This is a genomic window from Enterobacter sp. HMSC16D10 (genome assembly GCF_001807145.1).
Lineage (GTDB): Bacteria > Pseudomonadota > Gammaproteobacteria > Enterobacterales > Enterobacteriaceae > Enterobacter > Enterobacter roggenkampii.
In genome coordinates this window covers 272249-297907 of sequence record NZ_KV787817.1, presented here as the reverse complement: position 1 = coordinate 297907, position 25659 = coordinate 272249, and the positions used below count along the sequence as shown (strand labels likewise).

General features: G+C 57.4%; 26 protein-coding genes. 16 read left to right on the top strand and 10 right to left on the bottom strand.

What is annotated here, in order from left to right:
* Nucleotides 1–27 precede the first annotated feature (27 nt).
* Nucleotides 28–2649, top strand: coding sequence for a DUF2339 domain-containing protein (locus tag HMPREF3143_RS01605; RefSeq protein ID WP_070531519.1), 2622 nt, complete (start codon nt 28–30; stop codon nt 2647–2649).
* Nucleotides 2646–4031, top strand: coding sequence for a DUF3999 domain-containing protein (locus HMPREF3143_RS01600; RefSeq protein ID WP_070531515.1), 1386 nt, complete (start codon nt 2646–2648; stop codon nt 4029–4031). Before HMPREF3143_RS01605 ends, HMPREF3143_RS01600 begins: the two co-directional genes overlap by 4 nt.
* A gap of 43 nt (nt 4032–4074) precedes the next feature.
* Here the strand turns inward: HMPREF3143_RS01600 and HMPREF3143_RS01595 are convergent, their stop codons facing one another.
* Nucleotides 4075–4677 carry a peroxiredoxin gene (locus tag HMPREF3143_RS01595; RefSeq protein WP_008503347.1) on the bottom strand — a complete coding sequence of 201 codons (603 nt, stop codon included), beginning with the start codon at nt 4675–4677 and terminating at the stop codon, nt 4075–4077.
* 127 nt (nt 4678–4804) lie between these two features.
* Nucleotides 4805–5386, bottom strand: coding sequence for an ACP phosphodiesterase (gene acpH, locus HMPREF3143_RS01590; RefSeq protein WP_021241667.1), 582 nt, complete (start codon nt 5384–5386; stop codon nt 4805–4807).
* Between the two features lie 91 nt (nt 5387–5477).
* On the opposite strand from acpH, the gene queA reads away from it, so the two are divergent.
* The 7 genes from queA to HMPREF3143_RS01555 all read left to right on the top strand — a co-directional run bounded on the left by queA (nt 5478) and on the right by HMPREF3143_RS01555 (nt 12144).
* Nucleotides 5478–6548, top strand: a complete 1071-nt coding sequence (gene queA, locus HMPREF3143_RS01585) for a tRNA preQ1(34) S-adenosylmethionine ribosyltransferase-isomerase QueA (protein WP_070531511.1) — start codon at nt 5478–5480, stop codon at nt 6546–6548.
* Between the two features lie 53 nt (nt 6549–6601).
* Nucleotides 6602–7729 carry a tRNA guanosine(34) transglycosylase Tgt gene (tgt, locus tag HMPREF3143_RS01580; protein ID WP_003859110.1) on the top strand — a complete coding sequence of 376 codons (1128 nt, stop codon included), beginning with the start codon at nt 6602–6604 and terminating at the stop codon, nt 7727–7729.
* A 22-nt stretch (nt 7730–7751) separates the two neighbouring features.
* Nucleotides 7752–8084, top strand: coding sequence for a preprotein translocase subunit YajC (gene yajC, locus HMPREF3143_RS01575; RefSeq protein ID WP_000007630.1), 333 nt, complete (start codon nt 7752–7754; stop codon nt 8082–8084).
* A gap of 27 nt (nt 8085–8111) precedes the next feature.
* Nucleotides 8112–9959 (top strand): protein translocase subunit SecD, encoded by a 1848-nt coding sequence (gene secD / locus HMPREF3143_RS01570; protein ID WP_021241665.1) that lies wholly within the window; start codon nt 8112–8114, stop codon nt 9957–9959.
* Between the two features lie 10 nt (nt 9960–9969).
* Nucleotides 9970–10941 (top strand): protein translocase subunit SecF, encoded by a 972-nt coding sequence (secF, locus tag HMPREF3143_RS01565; protein ID WP_008503342.1) that lies wholly within the window; start codon nt 9970–9972, stop codon nt 10939–10941.
* 142 nt (nt 10942–11083) lie between these two features.
* Nucleotides 11084–11449, top strand: a complete 366-nt coding sequence (locus tag HMPREF3143_RS01560; protein WP_008503341.1) for a VOC family protein — start codon at nt 11084–11086, stop codon at nt 11447–11449.
* Nucleotides 11450–11463: 14 nt separating this feature from the next.
* Entirely contained in the window at nt 11464–12144 is a 681-nt protein-coding gene (locus tag HMPREF3143_RS01555; protein ID WP_023616119.1) for a helix-turn-helix transcriptional regulator, read from the top strand.
* A gap of 87 nt (nt 12145–12231) precedes the next feature.
* Here the strand turns inward: HMPREF3143_RS01555 and HMPREF3143_RS01550 are convergent, their stop codons facing one another.
* Complete coding sequence (locus HMPREF3143_RS01550) at nt 12232–13116, bottom strand: nucleoside-specific channel-forming protein Tsx (protein ID WP_031275068.1); 885 nt, start codon at nt 13114–13116, stop codon at nt 12232–12234.
* Between the two features lie 270 nt (nt 13117–13386).
* A complete protein-coding gene (locus HMPREF3143_RS01545; protein ID WP_008503338.1) occupies nt 13387–13926 on the bottom strand; it encodes a SadB/YajI family lipoprotein in 540 nt (179 codons plus the stop codon).
* A gap of 152 nt (nt 13927–14078) precedes the next feature.
* Between HMPREF3143_RS01545 and nrdR the strand changes: the two genes are divergently transcribed.
* The 5 genes from nrdR to thiL all read left to right on the top strand — a co-directional run bounded on the left by nrdR (nt 14079) and on the right by thiL (nt 17684).
* On the top strand, nt 14079–14528 hold the full coding sequence (gene nrdR / locus HMPREF3143_RS01540) for a transcriptional regulator NrdR (protein WP_008503337.1): 450 nt from the start codon (nt 14079–14081) through the stop codon (nt 14526–14528).
* A gap of 4 nt (nt 14529–14532) precedes the next feature.
* Nucleotides 14533–15636: a bifunctional diaminohydroxyphosphoribosylaminopyrimidine deaminase/5-amino-6-(5-phosphoribosylamino)uracil reductase RibD gene (gene ribD / locus HMPREF3143_RS01535; RefSeq protein WP_070531506.1), complete on the top strand. Its 1104-nt coding sequence runs from the start codon at nt 14533–14535 to the stop codon at nt 15634–15636.
* A gap of 87 nt (nt 15637–15723) precedes the next feature.
* Nucleotides 15724–16194, top strand: coding sequence for a 6,7-dimethyl-8-ribityllumazine synthase (ribE, locus tag HMPREF3143_RS01530; protein ID WP_003859098.1), 471 nt, complete (start codon nt 15724–15726; stop codon nt 16192–16194).
* A gap of 21 nt (nt 16195–16215) precedes the next feature.
* A complete protein-coding gene (gene nusB / locus HMPREF3143_RS01525; protein WP_006809908.1) occupies nt 16216–16635 on the top strand; it encodes a transcription antitermination factor NusB in 420 nt (139 codons plus the stop codon).
* A 77-nt stretch (nt 16636–16712) separates the two neighbouring features.
* Complete coding sequence (gene thiL, locus HMPREF3143_RS01520; protein ID WP_069720229.1) at nt 16713–17684, top strand: thiamine-phosphate kinase; 972 nt, start codon at nt 16713–16715, stop codon at nt 17682–17684.
* Between the two features lie 61 nt (nt 17685–17745).
* Here the strand turns inward: thiL and HMPREF3143_RS01515 are convergent, their stop codons facing one another.
* The 4 genes from HMPREF3143_RS01515 to xseB all read right to left on the bottom strand — a co-directional run bounded on the left by HMPREF3143_RS01515 (nt 17746) and on the right by xseB (nt 21814).
* Nucleotides 17746–18720 (bottom strand): aldo/keto reductase, encoded by a 975-nt coding sequence (locus HMPREF3143_RS01515; protein WP_023343484.1) that lies wholly within the window; start codon nt 18718–18720, stop codon nt 17746–17748.
* Between the two features lie 64 nt (nt 18721–18784).
* Nucleotides 18785–20647: a 1-deoxy-D-xylulose-5-phosphate synthase gene (dxs, locus tag HMPREF3143_RS01510; protein ID WP_070531503.1), complete on the bottom strand. Its 1863-nt coding sequence runs from the start codon at nt 20645–20647 to the stop codon at nt 18785–18787.
* A 24-nt stretch (nt 20648–20671) separates the two neighbouring features.
* Nucleotides 20672–21571 (bottom strand): (2E,6E)-farnesyl diphosphate synthase, encoded by a 900-nt coding sequence (ispA, locus tag HMPREF3143_RS01505; RefSeq protein WP_070531499.1) that lies wholly within the window; start codon nt 21569–21571, stop codon nt 20672–20674.
* On the bottom strand, nt 21572–21814 hold the full coding sequence (xseB, locus tag HMPREF3143_RS01500) for an exodeoxyribonuclease VII small subunit (protein WP_008503331.1): 243 nt from the start codon (nt 21812–21814) through the stop codon (nt 21572–21574).
* Nucleotides 21815–22005: 191 nt separating this feature from the next.
* On the opposite strand from xseB, the gene thiI reads away from it, so the two are divergent.
* Nucleotides 22006–23454: a tRNA uracil 4-sulfurtransferase ThiI gene (thiI, locus tag HMPREF3143_RS01495; protein WP_021241661.1), complete on the top strand. Its 1449-nt coding sequence runs from the start codon at nt 22006–22008 to the stop codon at nt 23452–23454.
* A 94-nt stretch (nt 23455–23548) separates the two neighbouring features.
* Here the strand turns inward: thiI and yajL are convergent, their stop codons facing one another.
* Entirely contained in the window at nt 23549–24142 is a 594-nt protein-coding gene (gene yajL / locus HMPREF3143_RS01490) for a protein deglycase YajL (RefSeq protein ID WP_070531496.1), read from the bottom strand.
* A complete protein-coding gene (panE, locus tag HMPREF3143_RS01485) occupies nt 24105–25016 on the bottom strand; it encodes a 2-dehydropantoate 2-reductase (protein ID WP_070531493.1) in 912 nt (303 codons plus the stop codon). The genes yajL and panE overlap by 38 nt, the downstream gene beginning before the upstream one ends.
* A gap of 121 nt (nt 25017–25137) precedes the next feature.
* Here panE and HMPREF3143_RS01480 point away from each other — a divergent pair, with 121 nt between their 5' ends.
* Nucleotides 25138–25629 carry a YajQ family cyclic di-GMP-binding protein gene (locus tag HMPREF3143_RS01480; protein WP_008503327.1) on the top strand — a complete coding sequence of 164 codons (492 nt, stop codon included), beginning with the start codon at nt 25138–25140 and terminating at the stop codon, nt 25627–25629.
* Nucleotides 25630–25659 lie beyond the last annotated feature (30 nt).

The following is a 25659-nucleotide window of genomic DNA, read 5'->3' as shown; positions in this document are numbered from 1 at the left end:
CGGATCGTTTACGGTGAAGGTGGAAACATGGACGAGCTTTACATCCTTGGCTGTTTATTCCTGGTTTTTGCGCTGCTGGTTGCGCCCGTGCTTGCGGTTATCGGGTTTAACCGAAGTACGGCAGCGCGGCAGGAGATTGCCCGGCTGCGCCAGCGCATAGAGGCGCTTGAGCAGCGCGGCGTGCCTGAGAACGCGCCGGAACCGGTGCAGACCGCCGCGCCGGAGGCAATTACCGCGCCAGTGGTGGAGGACGCTCTCGCGCCTGTCGACCCCTGGCGACCCGATATTCCCGCAGCGGTGGCAGAACCCGCTTCTTCTCAGGCCCCGCCCCCTGCGGCAAAACAGCCTTCAGCCTTTGGCGGCATCCTGACGTCGCTGGCGCGCTGGTTCATGCAGGGCAATCCGCTGGCGAAGCTGGGCATTCTGCTGCTCTTCCTCGGCCTCTCTTTCCTGCTGCGCTATACCGTCGAACATTCCCTGTTCCCGCTTGAGCTGCGCCTCGTGGCAGCGGCGCTGTTTGCCGTTGTTCTGCTGGCGATTGGGTGGCGGCTGCGGCACAGGCAGCGCGTCTATGCGTTGATCCTCCAGGGCGGGGCGACCGGCGTGCTCTACCTGACGGTGTTTGGCGCCTTCCGTCTCTGGCAAATGCTGCCGATGACGCTGGCCTTTGCGCTGCTGGTGGTGATCTGCGCGGCGAGCGTCGGGCTGGCGGTGCTGCAGAAGGCCCTGAGCCTTGCCATGCTGGCGAGCCTCGGCGGCTACCTTGCGCCGCTGCTGTTGTCTACCGGGGGCGGCAGCTTTGTCGCGCTGTTCTCTTTCTATCTCCTGCTGTCCATCGGCATTCTTGCTATCAGCATCTGGCAGCACTGGCGCGAGCTGAACCTGCTCGGGCTGTTGTTCACGTTCGGCGTGGGCGGCCTGTGGGGGCTGAGTGATTACCAGCCTGAAGACTATTGGATCTGCCAGCTGTTCCTGATTGCCAATACGCTGATCTTCGGCGTGCTGAGCGTGGCGCTGTCGCTGCGGGCGCAGGAGAAAGGGAAGCAGATCGTTGACGGCGTGCTGCTGTTTGCCCCGCCGCTGATCGGCTTCGGGATGCAGTACGGCATGACCCGACACTGGGAATATGGCCCGGCGCTGAGCGCGCTGGGATACGGCGCATTTTATCTCACCCTCGCGTACCTCGCGCTGCGGCGCTATCCCTCCCTCGGACGGCCGCTGGTCATGGCAGCGCTGGCGATCGGCGGCGGGTTTGCCACGCTCGCCATTCCGCTGGCGCTGTCGGCGCGCTGGACGGCAATGGCCTGGGCGCTGGAGGGGCTGGGTATTCTCTGGCTGGGCGTGCAGCAGCACCAGCGGCGCATGAGCTATAGCGGGACGGCGCTGCTGGTGCTGGCCCTCGGCAGCGCGCTGTGGGCGCAAACGGACGGCGTTACGTCGCTGAGCCTGCTCCTTATCTTCGCCATCCTCAGCCTTTGCTGGCTGGCAGCGGCCTGGCTGTGGCGGACTCTTTTTCTGCCGGTCAGCTGGGCGCTGCTGGCAGGCGGGCTGCTGTTCTGGCTGGTAGCGCAGCTGGGTGCGTCGCAGCTTGTACTCACGAAAGAATTACCGGTTCTGGCGGGCGTGCTGGCGCTGACGGCGGCGTCAGCCTGGTGCTGGCGGCAGGTGGCCGCTCGTCTGGCGTGGCGAGAGCTGGACGCCAGCAAATGGCTGCTGTGGCCGGTTATGCTGCTGATGGTGGGGTATCAGATCTGGCATCAGCAGATCGTTGCCGCCGGCTGGTCAAACCTGGCCTGGTGCGTTGCACTTCCTGCCGCGCTGATGCTGCTGCGGCGCGATGGTGAAAGGGTTCTGCCGCGTATCGCGATGGGGCTACACCTGTCGCTGTGCTGGATGATTTTACTGGCGCTGGCCGCCGAGCTTTACTTGTTTGCCCGGTCTCTGCCGTGGGGCATGGCGGCCTGGGGCAGCGGATTAGCGATGGCCGCAGGCGGCGGGGTGATTATGGCGCTCTCTGCTGCGGTACGGCGTCGCGCGTGGCCGTTCCGGGAATGGCCTGCGCTCTATGCGTGTCTGGCACCGATCCCTGCCGTCGTGGCGCTGCTGGTATTGCTGGTGGTGACCAATTTCCAGGACGGCGTGGTCTATCGTCAAACCTGGCTCCCGCTGGTAAACCCGCTTGAGGAAGGCGCAGCGTTCGCGTTGCTGGGGCTGGTGGTCTTTTATCGGGCGGTGGATCGCTACTACCCGGCATTGCTTGCGCAAGCGCGTCCGTGGCCTGGCGTCGCGCTCATGGCGTTTGGCTTCTGGTGGCTGAACGGTGCGCTGATGCGCGCCCTGGCCTGGTACGGCGACGTGGCCTGGAATATGGCATCGCTGTGGGATTCGCGGCTTATCCAGACCAGCTTTGCCCTGTTCTGGATGCTGAGTGCGCTGGTGGTCATGATCCATGCCACCCGTCGGGCTTCCCGGCAGGAGTGGCTCTGCGGGGCCGCGCTGCTGGGTGTGGTGATGGTTAAGCTGATGCTGGTGGACAGCGCGGGCGGAGGCGGTCTGGCGCGCGCGGTGGCGTTTATCGGCGTGGCGATACTGGTGCTGATCGTGGGCTATTTCTCACCGCTACCGCCAAAAACAGGAGATAAAAAATGAAATGGATGAAAGCGGTAGCGTGTACCGCGCTGCTGGCGCTTTCCGGCCCGGCGTTCTGCGACGAGGTACCGGCGGAATCGCCACGGGACTACGCCTTTGGTCGTTCACTCGACACGTCCGTTCCTTCCCGGTGGTATCGAGTGATGCTGCCGCTTGCCGTCTATGAGCAGAGCACATCCGCGGATCTGCATGATGTTCGCGTCTTTAACCAGTCGGGTGAGCCGGTTCCCTTTAGCCTGATCGCCGCGACGCGCCCGCAGGCCACAGCGCAATCCACGGCGCTGCGCCTCTTTCCGCTGGATGCCTCGCCGCTCGCGGCTGCCTCAGACGCCGGTGACAGCGATAAGATCCGGCTCCGTTCCCGAAACGGCGTTGAGATTGTGCTGGAGGGGCAAAAAGCCGCCGCAGCCGGGCAACATTACCTGCTGAGCTTGCCGGAGCAGACGTCGGGTGAGCTGGCCATATCCCAGCTGCAGCTGCTCTGGAATACCCCGCAGACGCCGTGGCAGGGAACGGCGTCGGTCTATTACAGCGAGGATCTTAAGCGCTGGTATACCCTTCGCGAAGATATGCCGCTGCTGGACGTCGCCAGCGGCCAGGATCGCCTTAAGCTCGATCGGATCGATACCGACACGGTTTTATCTCCCGAGGCGAATCGCTATCTCATGGTGGTGCTGAATACGCAGAGCCAGGGGGTAACGTTGACCGGCGTAAACGCAATCAGCGCACCTGCGCAGGCGGCCCCGGAAGAGATCAATCTTGAGGGGAAAGGGGAGCAGCTATCGACAACCGAAGCGCAGTGGCGCTGGACGCGTCCGCAGCCGCTGAGCGCTGTCAGCATCTCGCTGAACGGCGATGGCGTCCTTCCCGTGGAGATCGCATGGCGGCGTACGGAAAAAGACACATGGCATCCCCTGAAAAAAGAGGTGATTTACCGCCTGGAGGGGAAAACATCCGGATCGGTTTCGCTTAACGGGGACCTGGTGCAGGCCGTGAAAATCACCACGCTGAATGCGCGTCTGCCAGAATACCTGCCGAGCGTCACGGGGCATCGCGACCGCTATGACCTGGTGTTCAACGCGCAGGGTAAAGCGCCGTACGTGCTCGCCTGGGGCAACGGCGCCGCAAAGCCTGCACAGGTGGAACCTGACATGCTGATCCCAGCCGATCTGCGCAAGACCTATGATATGGCGAACCTGCCGCAGGCCGATATTCTGGATGATGTCGCGTTGGGCGGTGAGGGGCGGCTAAACGCCACCTCTGCAGGCGAGCGGGCGAGCTGGATGAACGCCCTGCTGGTGTGGGGCGTGCTGATCGCGGGCGTGCTCCTGCTGACGGGCATGGCCTGGCGCATCTGGCGGGAAACGCAGCGCAAGGCATAAAAAAAGGCCCGCATAAGCGGGCCTTTCTCGTAAACCGTGCCGATTACAGGCTGGATACGTTCTCAGACAGGTATTTAGCTACGCCGTCTGGGGAAGCAGCCATACCTTCTTTACCTTTTTCCCACTGAGCCGGGCACACTTCGCCGTGCTCTTCGTGGAACTGCAGCGCGTCAACCATGCGCAGCATTTCGTCGATGTTACGACCCAGCGGCAGATCGTTCACAACCTGGTGACGAACGATGCCGTTTGCGTCGATCAGGAAGGAACCGCGCAGCGCAACGCCAGCGTCCGGATGTTCGATACCGTAAGCCTGCTGGATTTCGCGTTTGATGTCCGCAACCATTGCGTATTTCACCGCACCGATGCCGCCTTTGTCGACAGGGGTGTTACGCCATGCGTTGTGTACAAACTCAGAGTCGAAGGAGACGCCAACCACTTCTACGCCACGCTTCTGGAATTCTTCATAACGTTTGTCGAACGCGATCAGCTCAGACGGGCAAACGAAAGTGAAGTCCATTGGCCAGAAGAACAGAACGGTCGCTTTACCGTTGGTGTGCTGTTTGAAGTTGAAGTTTTCAACGATTTCACCGTTGCCCAGAACTGCTGCAGCTGTAAAATCCGGAGCCGGACGAGTTACCAGAACCATATGATTCTCCTGTAGATACTAAGGTTATTTGGAACGCAACGCGAGCCAGTATAGAGAGTGTTCATGGATAAGACAAAGAGGTGGTGACAATCGTTCCGCCAGCTTTTACCTATCAATACGAATTCTGTCAGAGCTGTTTGTTTTTCGCCTGCGCCATCATGCGCGGGTAAAACTGCCAGAAGCGGGTCTCCAGCGCATCGTAATGTTCATCCAGGTCATACCAGGAATCCCGCAGCGCATCCAGGCGCGGGCGACGGCTCGCCATCCCATTCAACACGTTCTGAATGAAATCCATCTCGCGATAGCGCTCCAGCCAGCGCTCTGACCACAGGTAGTTATTCAGATTCACAAAGCGCGGCGGCGAGTCGGGCAGAATGATCGACACCTGCTGATGGGCATAACGCACAAATTCCGGCAGGGGAAGCTCTGGCGAGAGCTGTGCCCAGTGGCGCGACAGGAAATGGTCCCACATCACATCAAGCGTGATCGGTGCGACGCGGCGCGTTTCCGGCCGAAACCACGCTTTGGCTTCCGTCACTTCCGGCAGCTTATCCGTTAGTACGTCGATGCGGCGGTGCATAAAAATCCCGTCGACAACCTCAGGGGCGTACGCTTCCGCGGGGTTGCCGCGTACGAAATCGGCCAGCAAATTGCCGGACAGGGAGCTGTCAGCGAGGTGAGCGAGATGCAGGTGAGCGAGAAAATTCATGCGTTTTATTTGTCCGGGGCGGCTAGTTGTTGCAGCAAAAGGGTGTGAGCACTAGACTATGCCGCCTGTTTTTAAGTCACGAGTATACGTCATGCGCGTCGCCGATTTCTCCTTTGAACTACCTGAATCCCTGATTGCTCACTATCCCATGCCTGAGCGCAGCAGCTGTCGTTTACTGTCACTGGATGGGCCAACGGGCGAGCTGACGCACGGTACTTTCACCGATTTGCTCGACAAGCTCAACCCTGGCGATCTGCTGGTCTTTAACAATACCCGCGTGATCCCGGCGCGCCTGTTCGGCCGTAAGGCCAGCGGCGGCAAGATTGAAGTGCTGGTCGAACGTATGCTCGATGATAAACGTATTCTGGCACATATTCGCGCATCCAAAGCGCCAAAGCCGGGCGCGGAGCTGCTGCTGGGCGATGACGAGAGCATCAAGGCGACCATGACCGCGCGCCACGACGCGCTGTTCGAGGTGGAGTTCAACGACGAACGCACGGTGCTCGATATTCTGAACGCCATCGGCCACATGCCGCTGCCGCCGTACATTGAGCGTCCTGACGAAGAGGCTGACCGCGAGCTGTACCAGACCGTCTACAGCCAGAAGCCTGGCGCGGTCGCGGCCCCGACGGCAGGCCTGCACTTTGATGAACCGCTGCTGGAAAAACTGCGCGCGAAAGGCATTGAGATGGCGTTTGTAACGCTGCACGTCGGGGCGGGAACCTTCCAGCCGGTGCGCGTGGACAGCATTGAAGACCACATCATGCACTCTGAGTATGCTGAAGTGCCGCAGGATGTCGTGGACGCGGTGCTGGCGGCGAAAGCGCGCGGTAGCCGCGTCGTGGCGGTCGGTACGACGTCTGTGCGCTCGCTGGAGAGCGCCGCGCAGGCCGCGAAAAGCGAGTTGATTGAGCCGTTCTTTGGCGATACGCAGATCTTTATCTACCCGGGTTACCAGTACAAAGTGATTGACGCGCTGGTGACCAACTTCCATCTGCCTGAATCGACGCTGATTATGCTGGTCTCCGCGTTCGCGGGGTATCAGCATACGATGAATGCCTACAAGTCTGTGGTAGAACAAAAATATCGCTTTTTTAGCTACGGGGACGCGATGTTTATCACGTACAATCCGCAGGCTTTGAATGAGCGTGTCGGGGAATAAGTCCGCGGCACCGTTTTACAACGTTGGACTGTTTTTCTGACGTCGGAGAAAAAATGAAATTTGAACTCGATACCACCGACGGTCGCGCGCGCCGCGGTCGCCTGGTGTTTGATCGCGGCGTGGTGGAAACCCCCGCGTTTATGCCTGTGGGCACGTACGGCACCGTAAAAGGGATGACGCCGGAAGAAGTTGAAGCCACTGGCGCGCAGATTATCCTCGGCAATACCTTCCACCTGTGGCTGCGTCCGGGTCAGGAGATTATGAAGCTCCACGGCGACCTGCACGACTTCATGCAGTGGAAAGGCCCTATCCTGACCGACTCCGGCGGTTTCCAGGTCTTCAGCCTGGGCGATATCCGCAAGATCACCGAGCAGGGCGTTCACTTCCGTAACCCGATCAACGGCGATCCGATTTTCCTCGATCCCGAAAAATCAATGGAGATTCAGTACGATCTCGGCTCTGACATCGTGATGATCTTCGACGAATGCACGCCGTATCCGGCCGACTGGGACTACGCCAAGCGTTCCATGGAGATGTCTCTGCGCTGGGCGAAGCGTAGCCGTGACCGTTTTGACTCCCTGCAGAACAAAAATGCGCTGTTCGGCATTATCCAGGGCAGCGTTTACGAAGATTTACGCGATATCTCTGTTAAAGGTCTGGTAGAGATAGGTTTTGATGGCTACGCTGTCGGCGGTTTGGCTGTGGGTGAGCCGAAGGAAGACATGCACCGCATTCTGGAGCACGTCTGCCCGCAAATCCCGGCGGATAAACCACGATACCTGATGGGCGTGGGCAAACCGGAAGATCTGGTTGAAGGCGTACGCCGCGGCATTGATATGTTCGACTGCGTCATGCCAACCCGCAACGCGCGTAACGGCCATCTGTTCGTTACCGATGGCGTGGTGAAAATCCGTAACGCGAAGCATAAGAGTGACACCAGCCCGCTCGATTCCGAGTGCGATTGCTATACCTGTCGCAATTATTCTCGCGCGTACCTGCATCATCTCGATCGTTGCAACGAGATTTTGGGCGCGCGTCTCAATACCATTCATAATCTTCGTTATTATCAGCGCTTAATGGCTGGTTTACGTAAGGCTATCGAAGAGGGTAAATTAGAGAGCTTCGTGACCGATTTCTACCAACGTCAGGGGCGGGATGTTCCACCGTTGAACGTTGATTAATTTTAATAATGAGGGAATTTGAATGAGCTTTTTTATTTCTGATGCGGTAGCAGCAACAGGCGCTCCAGCGCAGGGCAGCCCAATGTCTCTGATTCTGATGCTGGTTGTGTTCGGTCTGATCTTCTATTTCATGATCCTGCGCCCACAGCAGAAGCGCACCAAAGAGCACAAAAAGCTGATGGACTCCATCGCGAAAGGCGATGAAGTGCTGACCAACGGTGGTCTGGTCGGTCGCGTAACCAAAGTGGCTGAAAGTGGCTACATTGCAATCGCCCTGAACGACACCACTGAAGTGGTCATCAAACGTGACTTCGTAGCTGCCGTTCTGCCGAAAGGCACCATGAAGGCGCTGTAATCCCAACTTTTCCCAAAGGGAACTGCCGTGTTAAACCGTTATCCTTTGTGGAAGTACATCATGCTGGTCGTCGTGATTCTCGTCGGCCTGCTGTACGCGCTTCCCAACCTGTATGGTGAGGATCCGGCTGTTCAAATCACTGGCGCGCGCGGTGTCGCCGCCAGTGAGCAAACGCTGATCCAGGTCCAGAAAACGTTACAAGAAGAAAAAATTACCGCTAAGTCTGTGGCTCTGGAAGAGGGTGCAATTCTTGCTCGCTTCGACACCACCGACACGCAGCTCCGCGCACGTGAAGCGCTGATGGGCGTGCTGGGTGATAAATACGTCGTGGCGCTTAACCTTGCCCCTGCAACCCCGCGTTGGCTGGCTGCGATGAATGCAGAGCCAATGAAACTCGGTCTTGACCTGCGTGGCGGCGTTCACTTCCTGATGGAAGTGGATATGGATACCGCGCTCGGCAAGCTGCAGGAACAGAATATCGACAGCCTGCGCAGCGATCTGCGTGATAAAGGCATCGCTTACACCACCGTGCGTAAAGAAGATAACTACGGCATGAGCATCACGTTCCGCGACAGCGCGGCGCGCGATCAGGCTGTAGATTACCTGACCCAACGTCATCGTGACCTGGTGATCTCCTCGCAGGGCAGCAACCAGCTGCGCGCGGTGATGACCGATGCGCGCCTGAAAGAAGCGCGTGAATATGCCGTTCAGCAGAACATCAACATTCTGCGTAACCGTGTAAACCAACTGGGCGTGGCCGAGCCGCTGGTACAGCGTCAGGGTGCTGACCGTATCGTGGTTGAACTGCCGGGTATCCAGGACACCGCGCGTGCGAAAGAGATTCTCGGTGCGACCGCAACGCTGGAATTCCGTCTGGTGAATACCAACGTTGACCAGTCTGCTGCCGCTTCTGGCCGTATTCCGGGTGACTCCGAAGTGAAACAGACCCGCGAAGGTCAGCCGGTTGTGCTGTACAAACGCGTGATTCTGACCGGTGACCACATCACCGACTCCACGTCGAGCCAGGATGAATACAACCAGCCGCAGGTTAACATCTCGCTGGATAGCGCGGGTGGTAACATCATGTCTAACTTCACCAAGGACAACATCGGTAAACCGATGGCGACCCTGTTCGTGGAGTACAAAGACAGCGGTAAGAAAGATGCAAACGGCCGTGCTGTGCTGGTGAAAGAGGAAGAGGTGATTAACATCGCCAATATCCAGTCTCGTCTGGGTAACAGCTTCCGTATTACCGGTATTAACAACCCGAACGAAGCGCGTCAGCTCTCCCTGCTGCTGCGTGCCGGTGCGCTGATAGCGCCAATTCAGATTGTTGAAGAACGTACCATTGGTCCAACTCTGGGTATGCAAAACATCCAGCAGGGCCTGGAAGCGTGTCTGGCCGGTCTGGTGGTCTCTATCCTGTTCATGATCTTCTTCTATAAGAAGTTTGGTCTGATTGCGACCTCCGCGCTGATCGCGAACCTGGTGCTGATTATCGGCATCATGTCCCTGCTGCCGGGAGCGACGCTGACCATGCCGGGGATTGCGGGTATCGTTCTGACCCTTGCGGTGGCGGTCGACGCCAACGTACTGATTAACGAACGTATCAAAGAAGAGTTGAGCAACGGTCGCTCTGTTCAGCAGGCGATTGATGAAGGTTATAAAGGCGCGTTCAGCTCTATCTTCGATGCGAACGTAACAACACTGATTAAGGTTCTTATCCTGTATGCAGTGGGTACTGGCGCGATCAAAGGCTTTGCGATTACAACCGGTATCGGTGTCGCAACGTCAATGTTTACCGCTATTGTCGGCACCCGTGCCATCGTGAACCTGCTGTACGGCGGCAAGCGCGTCAAAAAGCTGTCTATCTGAGGAGTGCGTTGTGGCACAGGAATATACTGTTGAACAATTGAACCACGGCCGTAAAGTCTGGGACTTTATGCGCTGGGACTACTGGGCCTTCGGCATTTCAGGTTTCCTGCTGATTCTGTCCATCGTCATTATGGGCGTGAAAGGCTTTAACTGGGGTCTCGATTTTACCGGTGGTACGGTAATTGAAATCTCCCTGGAAAAACCGGTTGATATGGACCAGATGCGCGAATCGCTGCAGAAAGCGGGCTTTGAAGAGCCGCTGCTGCAGAACTTCGGCAGCAGCCGCGACATCATGGTGCGTATGCCGCCGGTGCACGATGCTAACGGCAGCCAGGAGCTGGGCAGTAAGGTTGTTAGCGTGATTAACGAAACAACCAGCCAGAACGCGGCGGTTAAGCGTATTGAGTTCGTCGGCCCAAGCGTGGGTGCTGACCTGGCGCAGACCGGTGCGATGGCGCTGCTGGTGGCGCTGATCTCCATCCTGGTGTACGTCGGTTTCCGCTTTGAGTGGCGACTGGCGGCCGGTGTGGTTATCGCTCTGGCGCACGACGTGGTGATCACCATGGGCATACTGTCGCTGTTCCACATTGAGATTGACCTGACGATTGTGGCATCCCTGATGTCCGTCATCGGTTACTCACTGAACGACAGTATCGTGGTATCTGACCGTATCCGTGAAAACTTCCGTAAGATCCGTCGCGGTACGCCGTACGAAATCTTTAACGTGTCGTTGACTCAGACGCTGCACCGTACCTTGATCACATCCGGTACCACCCTGATGGTGATCCTGATGCTGTTCCTGTTCGGTGGCCCGGTTCTGGAAGGCTTCTCGCTGACCATGTTGATTGGTGTCACCATCGGTACGGCGTCGTCTATCTACGTTGCGTCCGCCCTGGCGCTGAAACTCGGCATGAAGCGCGAGCACCTGCTCCAGCAGAAAGTCGAAAAAGAAGGGGCGGATCAGCCGTCCATTCTGCCGTAAGGCGACGTTTAGCGCGTTATCGAAATCCCGGTCTGTTGACCGGGATTTTTTTTATCTGCTCCTGACAAACACTCCTGACAGTATGCTGTCAGGAGCCCTGTCGTAGACTCCTTCTGAACCCAAACAACAGGCAGGAGGATGTATGAAAAGCGTCATTAACTGGTTTGAAATTCCGGTCTCGGATATGGATCGCGCCATCAAATTTTATGAGCCGGTGATGCAGCTTGCGCTGCGTCGCGAGAAAATGGACTGTGCGGAGCTGGCGGTTTTCCCGCATGAGGATCCCGCCACCGGAGGCGCCCTGGCAAAATTTGACGGCGTTACACCGTCTTTGCAGGGCGCTATTATTTACCTGCATACTGACAATCTGGCGGCAACGCTCGATCGCATCGCCTCTGCGGGCGGTGAGTGCGTGTTTGGCCCGCTGGAACTGCCGCATGGCATTGGCACTATCGCCTTGTTTACCGACAGCGAGGGTAACCGCGTCGGCCTCCATCAACCTGCCTGAGAGCGAACTAAGAGATGACCCGACGCGCTGACCGTTTGTTTCAGATTGTGCAGATCCTGCGGGGCAGGCGTCTGACAACGGCAGCGCATCTGGCGGACCGGCTTGGCGTGTCCGAGCGCACGGTCTACCGCGATATCCGCGACCTGTCGCTTTCCGGCGTGCCGGTGGAAGGTGAGGCGGGGAGCGGATATCGGCTCATGTCGGGCTTTGACCTGCCGCCGCTGATGCTGACAAATAAGGAGTCCGAGGCGCTGATTGTCGCCATTCGCCTGCTCAAAACCTGGGGCGGAGAATCGCTGTCGCGCGAGCTGGAGTCGGCTCAGGAAAAGGTGCTGGCGATTCTGCCCGAGGAGAGCCGTCGAAAGGCGGAGCAGACGCGGATCTACGCCCCGGATTTTTGCATGCAAAGCCACTCCCGCAGCGATTTTGACAGGATCCATCAGGCAATTTCCGCCCAGCAGGTGCTGGCGCTGCATTACCGTGATGAAGCAGGACAGCTGTCTAATCGTGAGGTTCAGCCGCTGGGGCTATTCTTCTGGGGAGAGCGCTGGCTGCTGGCGGCGTGGTGTGAACGGCGCGATGACTATCGCTGTTTCCGGCTCGACAGATGCCTCAATATTGTGGCTACGGAAAGGCGGTTTAGCGAAAGTGCGGACAGGTCTTTGGCGGATTTTTTGCGCAAGGTGAGGCAGTAAAAAGCCGGGTGGCGGCTACGCCTTACCCGGCTACATTTGGGTCGGAGGCCCGGTAAGCGTAGCGCCACCGGGCGAAACCCGCACTGATTAGAAGTTGTAACCTACAACCAGGTAACCACCCCAACCGGTAGAACGGACGCTGAAGTCGCCGTTGCCGAAGTTCAGGCTGGCGTCGTCGTTCCACTGACCACCGTTGTGCCAGTAACGTGCCACAACAGAGTAGTGCCAGTGATCGTAGTTCAGCGCCAGAATGTGGCTGGAGGCGATGGAGTTATTGGTACGTGCTTTCTTACCGTTCAGGTCACGGAAATCGTTGTCACCCAGGTCTGAACCCCAGTCAAAGTTGGTGAAGCCGATATAGCTCAGGTTACCGCCCCACAGTTGGGTAATAGGCACAAAGTATTTCACTTTGAAACGGTAGCCATCCCACTCGTTTTCGTTCGCGGCACCGTAGTTCTGCCACTGATACTTAGCGTACACGTTCAGAGACAGGCTCATTGGCAGACCGGTGTCGATGTCCGTACCCAGACCCATGTACCAGGTGCTTTGTTCCTGAGAATCGTTGCGGCCCATGTCGTAAATGTAGTTATTCGCGAAGTACCACTCTTTGAACGGCCCGAAGCTTAGGTCGGTGCCGGTCAGCTTATCGATAGAGAAGCGTGGTTCGATTTCCATAAACAGCGGAGAGCCGTTGTTCCAGATACCTTTCGCATCGGTGTTACCACCAAAGAATACTGGCAGATCGACGTAGCCGTAGAAATCAAACCAGTCTTTCTTGGCGAACGCTTCATATTCCAGGTAGGTATCGTTACGAATCTGAGGTCCGAAACGCGTGTGGTAGCTGCCGACCACGTTAACGCTCTGGTGCCACCAGTCGGAGAGGTATTGTGGTTTGTCGTTTTCCGCTGCGTTAACAGTGAAAGAAGAGGACAGTGCCAGCACGGCGCCAGCTGCGAGTAATGTTTTTTTCATAATCATGCCACTGATTGAAATTCCCTTCCGGGAGTGAAAAATGCGCGAATTGCGTTTCTAAATATTTCGTGTTTCTGCGGTGCCTATTATAGGAATCCCTGCTCACAAAAATATGTGTTGTTTCACATATCTCTCATACGCGTAATCGATTGCGTTCACGTTTGCGTACTTTAAACGGCCGGGATTGTAGCGGCAATCATTTATGTTGCCAATCCATACGAAATGTAAATGTTAGCGGAGTGACATTTCACTCCGCTAAAAAAGAGAGGATTACTGCGCGGCGGGTTGAATGTCGTGAATGCGGATAAAGCCTAACTGTTCCGGCGTAAGGCCGCTTAACTGAAGCGGAATATCCACATCACTGGGTGCTAAAACACTGGCCGGTGCGGTGAAGAGCTGATTCTTCACGTTCACCTCCTGGTAGTTCTCCGTGGTGCCCTGGATCTGGCCCCACTCGACGGTGCCGCTGAAGGCCGGAAGCGGATCGTTGGACTCTCCCTTGATGCGTAATGTTGCGCGAGTACCATCGGCATTCGCCGCCACATTCACCAGAGACATTTTTAGCGTGCCAATCTGGCTGTTCAGCAGGGCAGGCGTATTCGCCCCCGGCAGCAGGTACACCCCGCTGGTAGATTTCGCGTTCAGCGCGTTTTGCTGGGTGATCTTCACCGTTTCTTTGTTTAGCTTGTCCATCGCCGTATTGAGCGTATTGACGCTCTGTTTCATCTGACGGACTTCGGTTTGCTGTGCACAGGCGCTAAGGGTGAAGAGGCTCCCCACCAGCAATATTTTCAGGTAACGTCTTGTCATTGCGTTTATTTCCTTGAAATAACGGATCGTCCTAATGGTAGCCAGCATCATTGTGTCAGACATAGATCCTTTTTCTCAAAAAGCTCTTCCTTTGTTGTCAGGCCAGTTCAGGGTAAAATGAAAATCAGTTAACCAGATAACAGGGATACCGTATGCATTGCCCATTCTGCTCCGCTGTGGATACCAAAGTCATCGACTCTCGCCTTGTGGGCGAAGGGTCTTCAGTGCGCCGTCGTCGGCAGTGTCTGGTGTGTAACGAGCGTTTCACGACCTTTGAGGTGGCAGAGCTGGTCATGCCGCGCGTGGTTAAAAGTAACGACGTACGTGAGCCGTTTAACGAAGAGAAACTGCGCAGCGGAATGCTGAAGGCCCTTGAAAAGCGTCCCGTCAGCGCGGACGACGTGGAGATGGCGTTAAACCACATAAAATCTTACCTTCGTGGTTTGGGTGAGCGTGAAGTGCCCAGCAAGATGATTGGCAACCTGGTGATGGAGCAGCTGAAAAAGCTCGATAAGGTCGCCTATATCCGCTTCGCCTCGGTCTACCGCAGCTTCGAAGACATCAAAGAGTTTGGCGAAGAGATCGCCCGCTTACAGGATTAAGCTCATGCACGATGAGATGTACATGGCGCGAGCCATGAAGCTGGCGCAGCGCGGTCGTTTTACGACCCATCCCAACCCGAACGTCGGGTGCGTTATCGTTAAAGATGGCGAGATCGTGGGGGAGGGCTTTCACTATCGTGCTGGCGAGCCGCATGCTGAGGTTCATGCGCTGCGCATGGCCGGCGAGAAGGCGCGCGGTGCGACGGCCTACGTTACGCTGGAGCCCTGCAGCCATCACGGGCGTACGCCACCGTGCTGCGACGCGCTGATTGCCGCGGGGGTGTCGCGCGTGGTTGCATCGATGCAGGACCCGAATCCGCAGGTGGCGGGACGAGGTCTGTATCGTCTGCAGCAGGAAGGCATTGACGTCAGCCATGGCCTGATGATGCAGGACGCGGAAGCGCTCAACAAAGGTTTCCTGAAGCGCATGCGTACCGGGTTCCCGTATATCCAGCTTAAGCTGGGTGCCTCGCTGGACGGTCGTACGGCAATGGCAAACGGCGAGAGCCAGTGGATAACATCTCCGCAGGCAAGGCGCGATGTGCAACGTCTGCGCGCGCAAAGCCATGCTATCCTCACCAGCAGTGAAACCGTTCTGGCTGACGATCCGGCCATGACCGTGCGCTGGGACGAGCTGAATGCCGATACCCAGGCGCTTTATCCGCAGGAGAACCTGCGTCAGCCGCTGCGTATTGTCATTGATAGCCAGAACCGCGTGACGCCGGAGCACCGCATCGTCCAGCAGCCAGGGGAAACCTGGATTGCCTGCACGAAGGAAGACACGCGTGAATGGCCAGAAGGCGTGCGCAGCATCATAGTGCCGGAACATAACGGGCATCTGGATCTGGTGGTGCTGATGATGCTGCTCGGCAAGCAGCAGGTGAACAGCATCTGGGTCGAAGCGGGCCCGACGCTTGCCGGCGCGCTGCTTCAGGCGGGGCTGGTGGATGAGCTTCTCGTCTACGTTGCGCCTAAACTGTTGGGCAGTGACGCGCGCGGCCTGTTTGTGCTGCCCGGCCTTGAAAAACTGGCCGATGCACCACAACTCAAATTTAGCGAGATTCGTCCGGTAGGTCCGGATGTCTGCCTCCACTTAACGACAGCGTAATTGCTCCCGAAATAGGGAAGCAGTGCGCAAAGTATTATGATAAAATCCGCCCCCCTGCGGGGCCAAATGAACCCGTAAAGGAAGAGTATGAACATTATTGAAGCTGCTGTAGCTACCCCGGACGCTCGCGTCGCCATCACCATTGCGCGTTTCAACAACTTCATCAACGATAGCCTGCTGGAAGGTGCGGTTGACGCCCTGAAACGTATCGGCCAGGTTAAAGATGACAACATTACCGTTGTTTGGGTTCCAGGCGCTTACGAACTGCCACTGGCGGCGGGCGCGCTGGCGAAAACCGGTAAATATGACGCGGTGATTGCGCTGGGTACCGTTATTCGTGGCGGCACTGCGCACTTCGAATACGTTGCGGGCGGTGCAAGCAACGGTCTGGCACACGTTGCGCAGGATGCTGAAATTCCTGTCGCGTTCGGCGTGCTGACCACCGAAAGTATTGAACAAGCCATCGAACGTGCTGGCACCAAAGCCGGTAACAAAGGTGCAGAAGCTGCACTGACCGCACTTGAAATGATCAATGTATTGAAAGCCATCAAGGCCTGATTTTTTTGTAAGGGGAATTCCGTGAAACCTGCTGCTCGTCGCCGCGCCCGTGAATGTGCCGTCCAGGCACTTTACTCCTGGCAGTTGTCCCAGAACGACATCGCTGATGTTGAATACCAGTTCCTGTCAGAACAGGACGTGAAAGACGTTGACGTTCTGTACTTCCGTGAACTGCTGTCGGGAGTGGCGACTAATAGCGCGTATCTCGATGGTCTGATGAAACCTTACCTGTCCCGTCTGCTCGAAGAGCTGGGTCAGGTAGAAAAAGCAGTGTTGCGCATTGCGCTGTTTGAGCTGTCTAAACGTGATGATGTGCCGTACAAAGTGGCCATCAACGAAGCGATCGAACTGGCGAAAACCTTCGGCGCTGAAGACAGCCACAAGTTTGTAAACGGCGTACTTGATAAAGCAGCACCTGCGATCCGTCCCCACAAAAAGTGATCCGCAAACCGGAGTTCTGCATTGCCTGACGGGCAGTGCGGCTCCGGTTTTTTCTTTTATTTGCTGAGGCATAACGTATGGCATGCGGCGAATTCTCCCTGATTGCCCGTTATTTCGACCGTGTCAGAACCTCTCGTCTTGATGTTGAAACCGGCATCGGCGATGACTGTGCACTTCTCAATATTCCCGAAAAACAGACGCTGGCAATCAGCACCGACACCTTAGTGTGCGGACGTCATTTTTTACCGGATATCGATCCTGCCGATCTGGCGTATAAGGCGCTGGCGGTTAACGTCAGCGATCTGGCGGCGATGGGGGCCGATCCCGCGTGGTTAACCCTGGCGCTGACGCTGCCTGAGGTAGACGAAGCCTGGCTTGAAGCTTTCAGCGATGCGCTGTTTGAGCAGCTTAACTACTACGATATGCAGCTGATTGGCGGTGATACCACTGCCGGGCCGCTGTCGATGACGCTGGCGATCCATGGCTATGTACCGCTTGGTCGCGCGCTGAAGCGTTCGGGTGCAAAACCCGGCGACTGGATCTACGTGACCGGTACACCGGGCGACAGCGCCGCGGGCCTGGCGATTCTTCAGGATCGCTTAACCGTGAAGAACGCTGACGATGCGGCGTATCTGGTGAAACGCCATCTGCGCCCGACGCCGCGTATTCTGCACGGCCAGGCGCTGCGCGAGCGGGCAAGCTCGGCTATCGATCTCTCTGACGGGCTGATCTCAGATCTTGGCCATATTCTGAAGGCCAGCGGTGTCGGCGCGCGCGTTGACCTGGATCTGTTCCCGCTGTCAGAGGAACTGCTTCGTCATGTCGAACCTGAGCAGGCGCTGCGCTGGGCGCTGTCCGGTGGCGAAGATTATGAGCTGTGCTTTACCGTTCCGGAGCTGAACCGCGGAACGCTCGACGTGGCATTAGCGCACCTCGGCGCGAAATTCACCTGTATCGGGCAGATCATGCCGGAGAGTGAAGGGCTGAAGTTTGTGAAAGACGGTGAGCCGGTTACGCTGGACTGGAAAGGGTACGATCACTTCGCGTGATGTTGTGCGCTCTGTATTGCCGGGGGGCGGCTCCGCCTTACCCGGCCTACAAAAGAGGGGCTTATTTAAACCCCACCACCGGATGCTGCTGATACGGGGTCTCAAGCTCGGCAACCTGTTCGGGCGTCAGCGTGATATCTACCGCGTTTAACAGTTCGTCCAACTGCTCTTCCCGGGACGTGCCGATAATGGGGGCCGCGACGCCGCGTTTACCCAGCAGCCATGCCAGCGCTACCTGGGCGCGGGTTGCGCCGGTATCGTCGGCAATCCCGGCCAGACGTTCGGCAATCAGTGCATCGCTGGCCTCTGTTCCTTCATAGAGATTTTTTCCCACTTCATCCGAGACCAGACGGGCCGTAGTTTCGCCCCACGGACGGGTCAGGCGACCGCGCGCGAGCGGGCTCCACGGGATGACCGCCACGCCCTCCTGATGGCACAGCGGCAACATCTCACGCTCTTCTTCACGATAGATCAGATTGTAGTGATCCTGCATGGTGACAAAGCGCGCCCAGCCATGCTGCGCCTGCAGATCCAGCGCCTGAGCGAACTGCGACGCGTGCATCGACGATGCGCCGATGTAGCGTGCTTTACCGGCTTTGACGACGTCGTTGAGCGCCTCAAGCGTCTCCTCGATCGGCGTGTTGTAATCCCAGCGGTGAATTTGCAGCAGGTCGACGTAATCCATGTTCAGGCGCCTGAGGCTGTCGTCAATGGAACGCAGGATCTGCGCGCGAGAAAGGCCCTGCGGCAGGTCCCCCACCGGGTAGTAGACCTTGGTGGCAACGACGATGTCATCCCGACGGGCAAAATCGCGCAGGGCGCGGCCGACAATCTCCTCGCTGCTGCCGTCGGAGTAGCTGTTGGCGGTGTCAAAGAAGTTAATGCCGCCCTCGATGGCGCGTTTGATGATCGGACGGCTGCTCTCTTCCGGCAGCGTCCAGGCGTGGTTCCCCCGATCGGGCTCGCCAAAGGTCATGCATCCCAGACAAAGTCGGGAAACCTTAAGGTCCGTTTTTCCTAATGTTGTGTATTGCACGGTTCCGCTCCTGCTGTTTAAACAATACGTTTAAGCATAGCAGGAGCGGAAAAGGGGGGAGGGATCAGTCCAGCCAGGCGCGGATTTTAGCTTCGATACCGGCAGCGTCCAGGCCAATTGCCGCGCGGGCTTCGTCCTGGGTACCTTGCGGGATGAAATAGTCCGGCAGGCCGAGGTTCAGCACCGGAACGGCTTTACGGTTTGCCATCAGCACCTCGTTCACGCCGCTGCCCGCACCGCCCATAATCGCGTTCTCTTCCACCGTGACCAGCACGTCGTGCGCCTCCGCCATACTCAGGATCAGGGATTCGTCGAGCGGCTTCACAAAGCGCATATCCACGAGGGTGGCATTCAGCGTTTCAGCTACTTTAGCCGCCTCTGGCATCAGCGTGCCGAAGTTCAGGATCGCCACTTTCTCACCGCGACGTTTAACCAGACCTTTACCGATCGCCAGCTTCTCCAGCGGCTGCAGCTCAACGCCCACCGCATTGCCGCGCGGATAGCGAACGGCGCTTGGTCCATCCTGATAATGGTAGCCGGTAAACAGCATCTGACGACATTCGTTCTCGTCGCTTGGCGTCATGATCACCATATCCGGAATGCAGCGCAGGAACGACAGGTCAAACGCGCCCTGGTGCGTCTGGCCGTCGGCACCGACGATGCCCGCACGGTCAATGGCAAACAGCACCGGCAGCTTCTGGATCGCCACGTCGTGGATCACCTGATCGTAGGCGCGCTGCAGGAAGGTGGAATAGATAGCGACAACCGGTTTGTAGCCGCCGATCGCCAGGCCCGCTGCAAATGTCACCGCGTGCTGCTCGGCAATGGCCACGTCGAAATACTGGTCAGGGTATTTTTTAGAGAACTCTACCATGCCGGAGCCTTCGCGCATGGCCGGGGTGATCGCCATCAGCTTGTTGTCTTTTGCGGCGGTTTCGCACAGCCAGTCGCCGAAGATTTTTGAATAGCTCGGCATGCCGCCGCTGCTTTTCGGCAGACAGCCGCTGGACGGGTCAAATTTCGGTACCGCGTGGAAGGTAATCGGATCTTTTTCCGCCGGCTCGTAGCCACGCCCTTTTTTGGTCATGATGTGCAGGAACTGCGGGCCTTTCAGGTCGCGCATGTTCTTGAGCGTGGTGACCAGCCCCAGTACGTCGTGGCCGTCAACCGGGCCAATATAGTTAAAGCCCAGCTCCTCAAACAGGGTACCCGGCACGACCATGCCTTTGATGTGCTCTTCGGTACGCTTAAGCAGCTCTTTGATCGGCGGTACGCCGGAGAAGACTTTTTTACCGCCTTCACGCAGCGAGGAGTAAAGCTTGCCGGAGAGCAGCTGTGCCAGATGGTTGTTCAGCGCGCCAACGTTCTCGGAGATCGACATTTCGTTATCGTTGAGGATAACCAGCATGTCCGGCTTGATGTCGCCCGCATGGTTCATGGCTTCGAAGGCCATACCCGCGGTGATGGCACCATCGCCAATCACGCAGACGGTGCGGCGCTGCTTGTTCTCTTTCTCGGCGGCGACGGCAATACCGATGCCCGCAGAAATGGAGGTGGAGGAATGGCCGACGCTCAGCACGTCATACTCGCTCTCACCGCGCCACGGGAACGGATGCAGGCCACCTTTCTGACGAATAGTGCCAATTTTATCGCGACGTCCGGTCAGAATTTTGTGCGGATAGGCCTGGTGGCCCACGTCCCAGATGAGCTGATCGAACGGCGTGTTATAGACGTAGTGCAGCGCCACGGTCAGCTCTACCGTGCCAAGCCCGGAGGCGAAATGGCCGCTGGAGCGGCTTACGCTGTCGAGCAGGTAGCGACGCAGCTCGTCGCACAGCTTCGGCAGGCTCTCTTTCGGCAACAGACGTAACTCCTGGGTGGAGTCAACTAACGCCAGTGTCGGGTATTTGGCAATATCAAAACTCATCAAAGGCTCATCGAGATATATAGTTTATTTATCACGCTGGATTATATAGTCCGCTAGCGCTTCCAGTGCCGAGGTATCCAGCGATTGCGCAGCCAGTTCATTCAGTGACTGGCGGGCATCGTCAATCAGATCCCGGGCTTTACGTTGGGCTTGCTCAAGACCCAGCAGGGCGGGGTAGGTACTTTTGCCAAGCTGCTGGTCCGCACCCTGACGTTTACCCAATGTTGCAGTATCGCCCACCACATCCAGAATGTCATCCTGAACCTGGAATGCCAGACCGATACTTTCTGCGTATCTGTCCAGAACCGGCAGGGCTTTGCGCCCTTGCTCACCCGCGCTCAGCGCGCCCAGGCGAACGGCGGAACGAATCAATGCCCCGGTTTTATGGCGATGAATACGCTCCAGCTGTTCCAGATTAACCTGACGTCCTTCCGCTTCAAGATCCAGCGCCTGACCGCCGCACATGCCGGCCACGCCGCTGGCCATGGCCAGTTCGGAAATCATTGCCAGACGGTCACGGTCAGCCACTTCGGCCATTGGCGCGTCGCTCAGAATCGAGAACGCCAGCGTCTGCAGGGCATCACCCGCCAGAATGGCATTCGCCTCGCCAAACTTGATGTGGCAGGTGGGTTGACCCCGACGCAAATCGTCGTCGTCCATCGCCGGGAGATCGTCGTGGATCAGCGAGTAGGCATGGATGCACTCAACGGCGGCTGCCGGGGCGTCCAGCGTGTTATCGCTGATGCCAAACATGTTGCCGGTGGCGTACACCAGGAACGGGCGCAGGCGCTTTCCACCCAAGAGTGCGCCATAGTGCATGGCTTCAACCAGAGGAGTGTTCTGAAAAGGCTGTGGCGCAATAAATCGGCGCAGGGCGTCGTTGGCACGCACGACGCGCGCCTGAAGCTCGTTGGCAAAATCCATTTACTCGGCGTCCGGTGTGAAAGGCGTGGTTTTCGCGTCTTCGCTGTCGGAAAGCAGGATCTGCACGCGCTGCTCGGCCTGCTGCAGTTTGACCTGCCCCTGGCGCGCCAGCTGCACGCCGCGCTCGAATTCGTTGAGCGCCTCTTCCAGCGGGAGATCGCCGCTCTCAAGACGGGTAACGATTTGCTCCAGTTCACTCAGCGCAGTTTCGAAACTGGCCGGTGCGTCGTTCTTCTTCGGCATAGTGAATTGACTCTTATATTCTCAGCCCCGACATGGTAACGGACTCAGGGCAATTATCAAATAACGCGCAATGTGCACAGGAGCGGCGCGATGGTGGTATACTTGCGCGCCTGGATGCAGCCACGGGTGTGGGCTGCTGTACTCTTTTCCATTACAAGCCTTAATACGCTTGCCTAAGAAACATTGCCGCCATGAAGTTTATCATTAAATTGTTCCCTGAAATCACCATCAAAAGCCAATCTGTGCGTTTGCGCTTTATTAAAATTCTCACCGGGAACATTCGTAACGTTTTAAAGCACTACGACGAAACCCTCGCCGTGGTGCGCCACTGGGACCACGTTGAGGTCCGTGCGAAAGACGAAAACAAACGTCAGGATATTCGCGACGCGCTGACCCGTATTCCAGGTATCCACCATATCCTGGAAGTGGAAGATGTCCCGTTTAGCGATATGCACGACATCTTCGAGAAAGCGCTGGTCCAGTACCGCGACCAGATCGAAGGCAAAACCTTCTGCGTGCGCGTGAAGCGTCGCGGTAAGCACGAATTCAGCTCCATTGAAGTGGAACGTTACGTTGGCGGCGGTTTGAACCAGCACGTTGAGACGGCGCGCGTGCGTCTGACCAACCCGGACGTGACCGTTAATCTGGAGATCGAAAACGATCGCCTGCTGTTGGTGAAAGGCCGCTATGAAGGTATCGGCGGCTTCCCAATCGGGACTCAGGAAGATGTTCTGTCCCTGATCTCCGGCGGCTTCGACTCCGGCGTCTCCAGCTATATGCTGATGCGCCGCGGCTGCCGCGTACACTACTGCTTCTTCAACCTGGGCGGCGCGGCGCACGAAATCGGCGTTCGTCAGGTGGCGCATTACCTGTGGAACCGCTTCGGCAGCTCCCACCGCGTGCGTTTCGTGGCAATCAATTTCGAACCGGTGGTCGGCGAGATTCTGGAGAAAGTGGACGACGGCCAGATGGGCGTCATCCTGAAGCGCATGATGGTGCGCGCGGCATCCAAAGTGGCTGAACGCTACGGCGTGCAGGCGCTGGTCACCGGTGAAGCGCTGGGGCAGGTCTCCAGCCAGACGCTGACCAACCTGCGCCTGATCGACAACGTGTCTGATACCCTGATCCTGCGTCCGCTGATCTCCCATGATAAAGAGCACATCATCGATCTGGCGCGCGAAATCGGTACCGAAGATTTTGCCCGCACGATGCCGGAATACTGTGGCGTGATCTCAAAAAGCCCGACCGTCAAAGCGGTGAAGGCGAAGATCGAAGCGGAAGAAGAGAACTTCGATTTCAGCATTCTTGATAAAGTGGTGGAAGAAGCGTCCAACATTGATATCCGCGAGATCGCCCAGCAGACCGAGCAGGAAGTGGTAGAAGTGGAGACCGTGAGCGGTTTCGGCGCGAACGACGCGATTCTGGATATCCGCTCCATTGACGAGCAGGATGACAAGCCGCTGCAGGTTGACGGCGTCGAAGTGGTTTCTCTGCCGTTCTACAAGCTGAGCACAAAGTTTGGCGACCTCGACCAGAGCAAAACGTACCTGCTGTGGTGTGAGCGCGGGGTGATGAGTCGCCTGCAGGCGCTGTATCTGCGCGAGCAGGGCTTTGCCAATGTGAAGGTGTATCGTCCGTAGTTTCTCGCCCGGTGGCGCTTCGCTTACCGGGCCTACGGTACCGTGCATTTGTAGGCCGGGTAAGGCGTAGCCGCCACCCGGCTTTTTTTATGCACTACTCTTCATAGTAATTATAAATCCCCGCTGGCATCACCAGCGATGACGAGACTTCGTACGCCTTCTCGCGCCCGACCAGCAGGTCGATAATCTTTAAGCCAAAATCAATCGCGGTGCCCGGGCCCTGGCTGGTCAGCAGGTTGACGCGCGGATCCCAGACGACGCGTTTGTCCACCCATTGATCTTCCGGAATGGTGTCTTTCAGCCCCGGGAAGCCGGTCATGTTGCCAATGGGGAAGATATCGTGTGGAACCAGAACCGTTCCGGCGGCGGCACAAATGGCGGCAACGATACGTCCCGACAGATGAAACTGTCTGACGGTTTCGACTAACAGAGTGCTGTCGCGAAAATACTCCGCCCCTTTAAGGCCACCGGGCAGCACGATGATGTCGTAATCTCCGTCAGCCACCTGTACCAACGGTGCATCTGCAAGGATTTTCACCCCGCGTGAACAGGTGATTGCCAGATTACCGTCGCTGGCGACGCTGGCGGTGGTGACCTTAATGCCGCCGCGCACCATCAGATCAATGGTGGTGACCGCTTCCATCTCTTCGCTACCAGGGGCGAGGCAGATCAGTGCCGACGCGCTCATATTCACTCTCCTTACGTTTAACCAGGTCATACAGACGGGCGTTTTCCGGCACCGCGATGCCGTGCGCGCGGGCGCGTTTTAGCAGATATCCCGTAATGTAGTCGATCTCCGTGTGGCGTAATGCCCGAACATCCTGCAGCATCGAGGAGATGTTCTCAGCTGTACTCTCAATAACCTGCTCGGCATAACAGCGCAAATCGTCTGCTGAGGTATGCAAGCCTTCCCGCTCAACGACCGCCGCGACTTCTGCACAGAGGGACGCCACCTCCTGCGGATGGTTTTTCAGTTCACCGTTCGGGCAGTTCCACAGCGCCGTCAGCGGGTTGATCACACAGTTAACGGCCAGCTTGCGCCAGAGTTGAGGGCGAATGTGGTTATGCCAGGCCACGTCCGGGAGCACCTTCTGCAGCACATCGGCAAGATAGCTGTAGTCCCCATCCTGCGTTCTGGCAGGCCCGATGTGCGTCACGCCGCTGGCGACATGCACGATGATGTTGCCGTCGCGGCGCGCAGCGTGGGTGGTCGTTGCCATCAGCAGGGGCTGCGGAACGCTTTTCAGCTCATCCAGGGTTCCCATGCCGTTATGCAGCAGCAGTATGGGCGAAGTGGGGGGGAGCTGCGCGGCCAGCGTTTTTACCGCGTCTGAGACCTGCCACGCTTTAAGCGTCACCAGTAAAAGGTCGCTTTGCGCCAGGAAATCAGGATCGTTCGCGGTGAGGGATTCGTTAAAGATGCTTCCGTCTTCACCAATCAGGTTTACACTGCAATAAGGCTGGGGCACGCGCAGCCAGCCCTGAACCTCATGTCCGTGCTTGCACAGTGCGGTCAGCCACAGCTGACCAAGCGCTCCGCATCCGAGCACCGTAATTTTCATTGTTCCTCCTCACCTGCAACTGCGCCAGGTGTTACAGCTTAATTATACAGCTAAGCTTCTGTTGAGTTATGCCTCGTAGCGGGTATTATGCAACGCAACAAAAGTGAAGGGAGAAGAAAAGATGCCATCTTTCGATATTGTTTCCGAAGTTGATATCCAGGAAGTTCGCAACGGCGTTGAGAACGCAACCCGCGAAGTTGAGTCACGTTTCGATTTTCGTGGCGTTGAGGCGTCGTTTGAGCTGAACGACGCAAATAAGACCATTAAGGTGCTGAGCGAGTCTGATTTCCAGGTGAATCAGCTGCTCGACATTCTGCGCGCCAAGCTGTTGAAGCGCGGCATCGAAGGGACCTCCCTGGACGTGCCGGAAGAGTTCGTCCACAGCGGCAAAACGTGGTTTGTTGAAGCGAAGCTGAAGCAGGGCATCGAGAGCGCGGTGCAGAAGAAGATCGTGAAGCTCATCAAAGACAGCAAGCTGAAGGTGCAGGCGCAGATCCAGGGCGAGGAAATTCGCGTGACCGGTAAGTCCCGCGACGATCTGCAGTCCGTGATGGCGCTGGTGCGCGGCGGCGATCTGGGACAACCGTTCCAGTTTAAAAACTTCCGCGACTAATATAAAAAGCCCGGTTTACCCGGGCTTTTT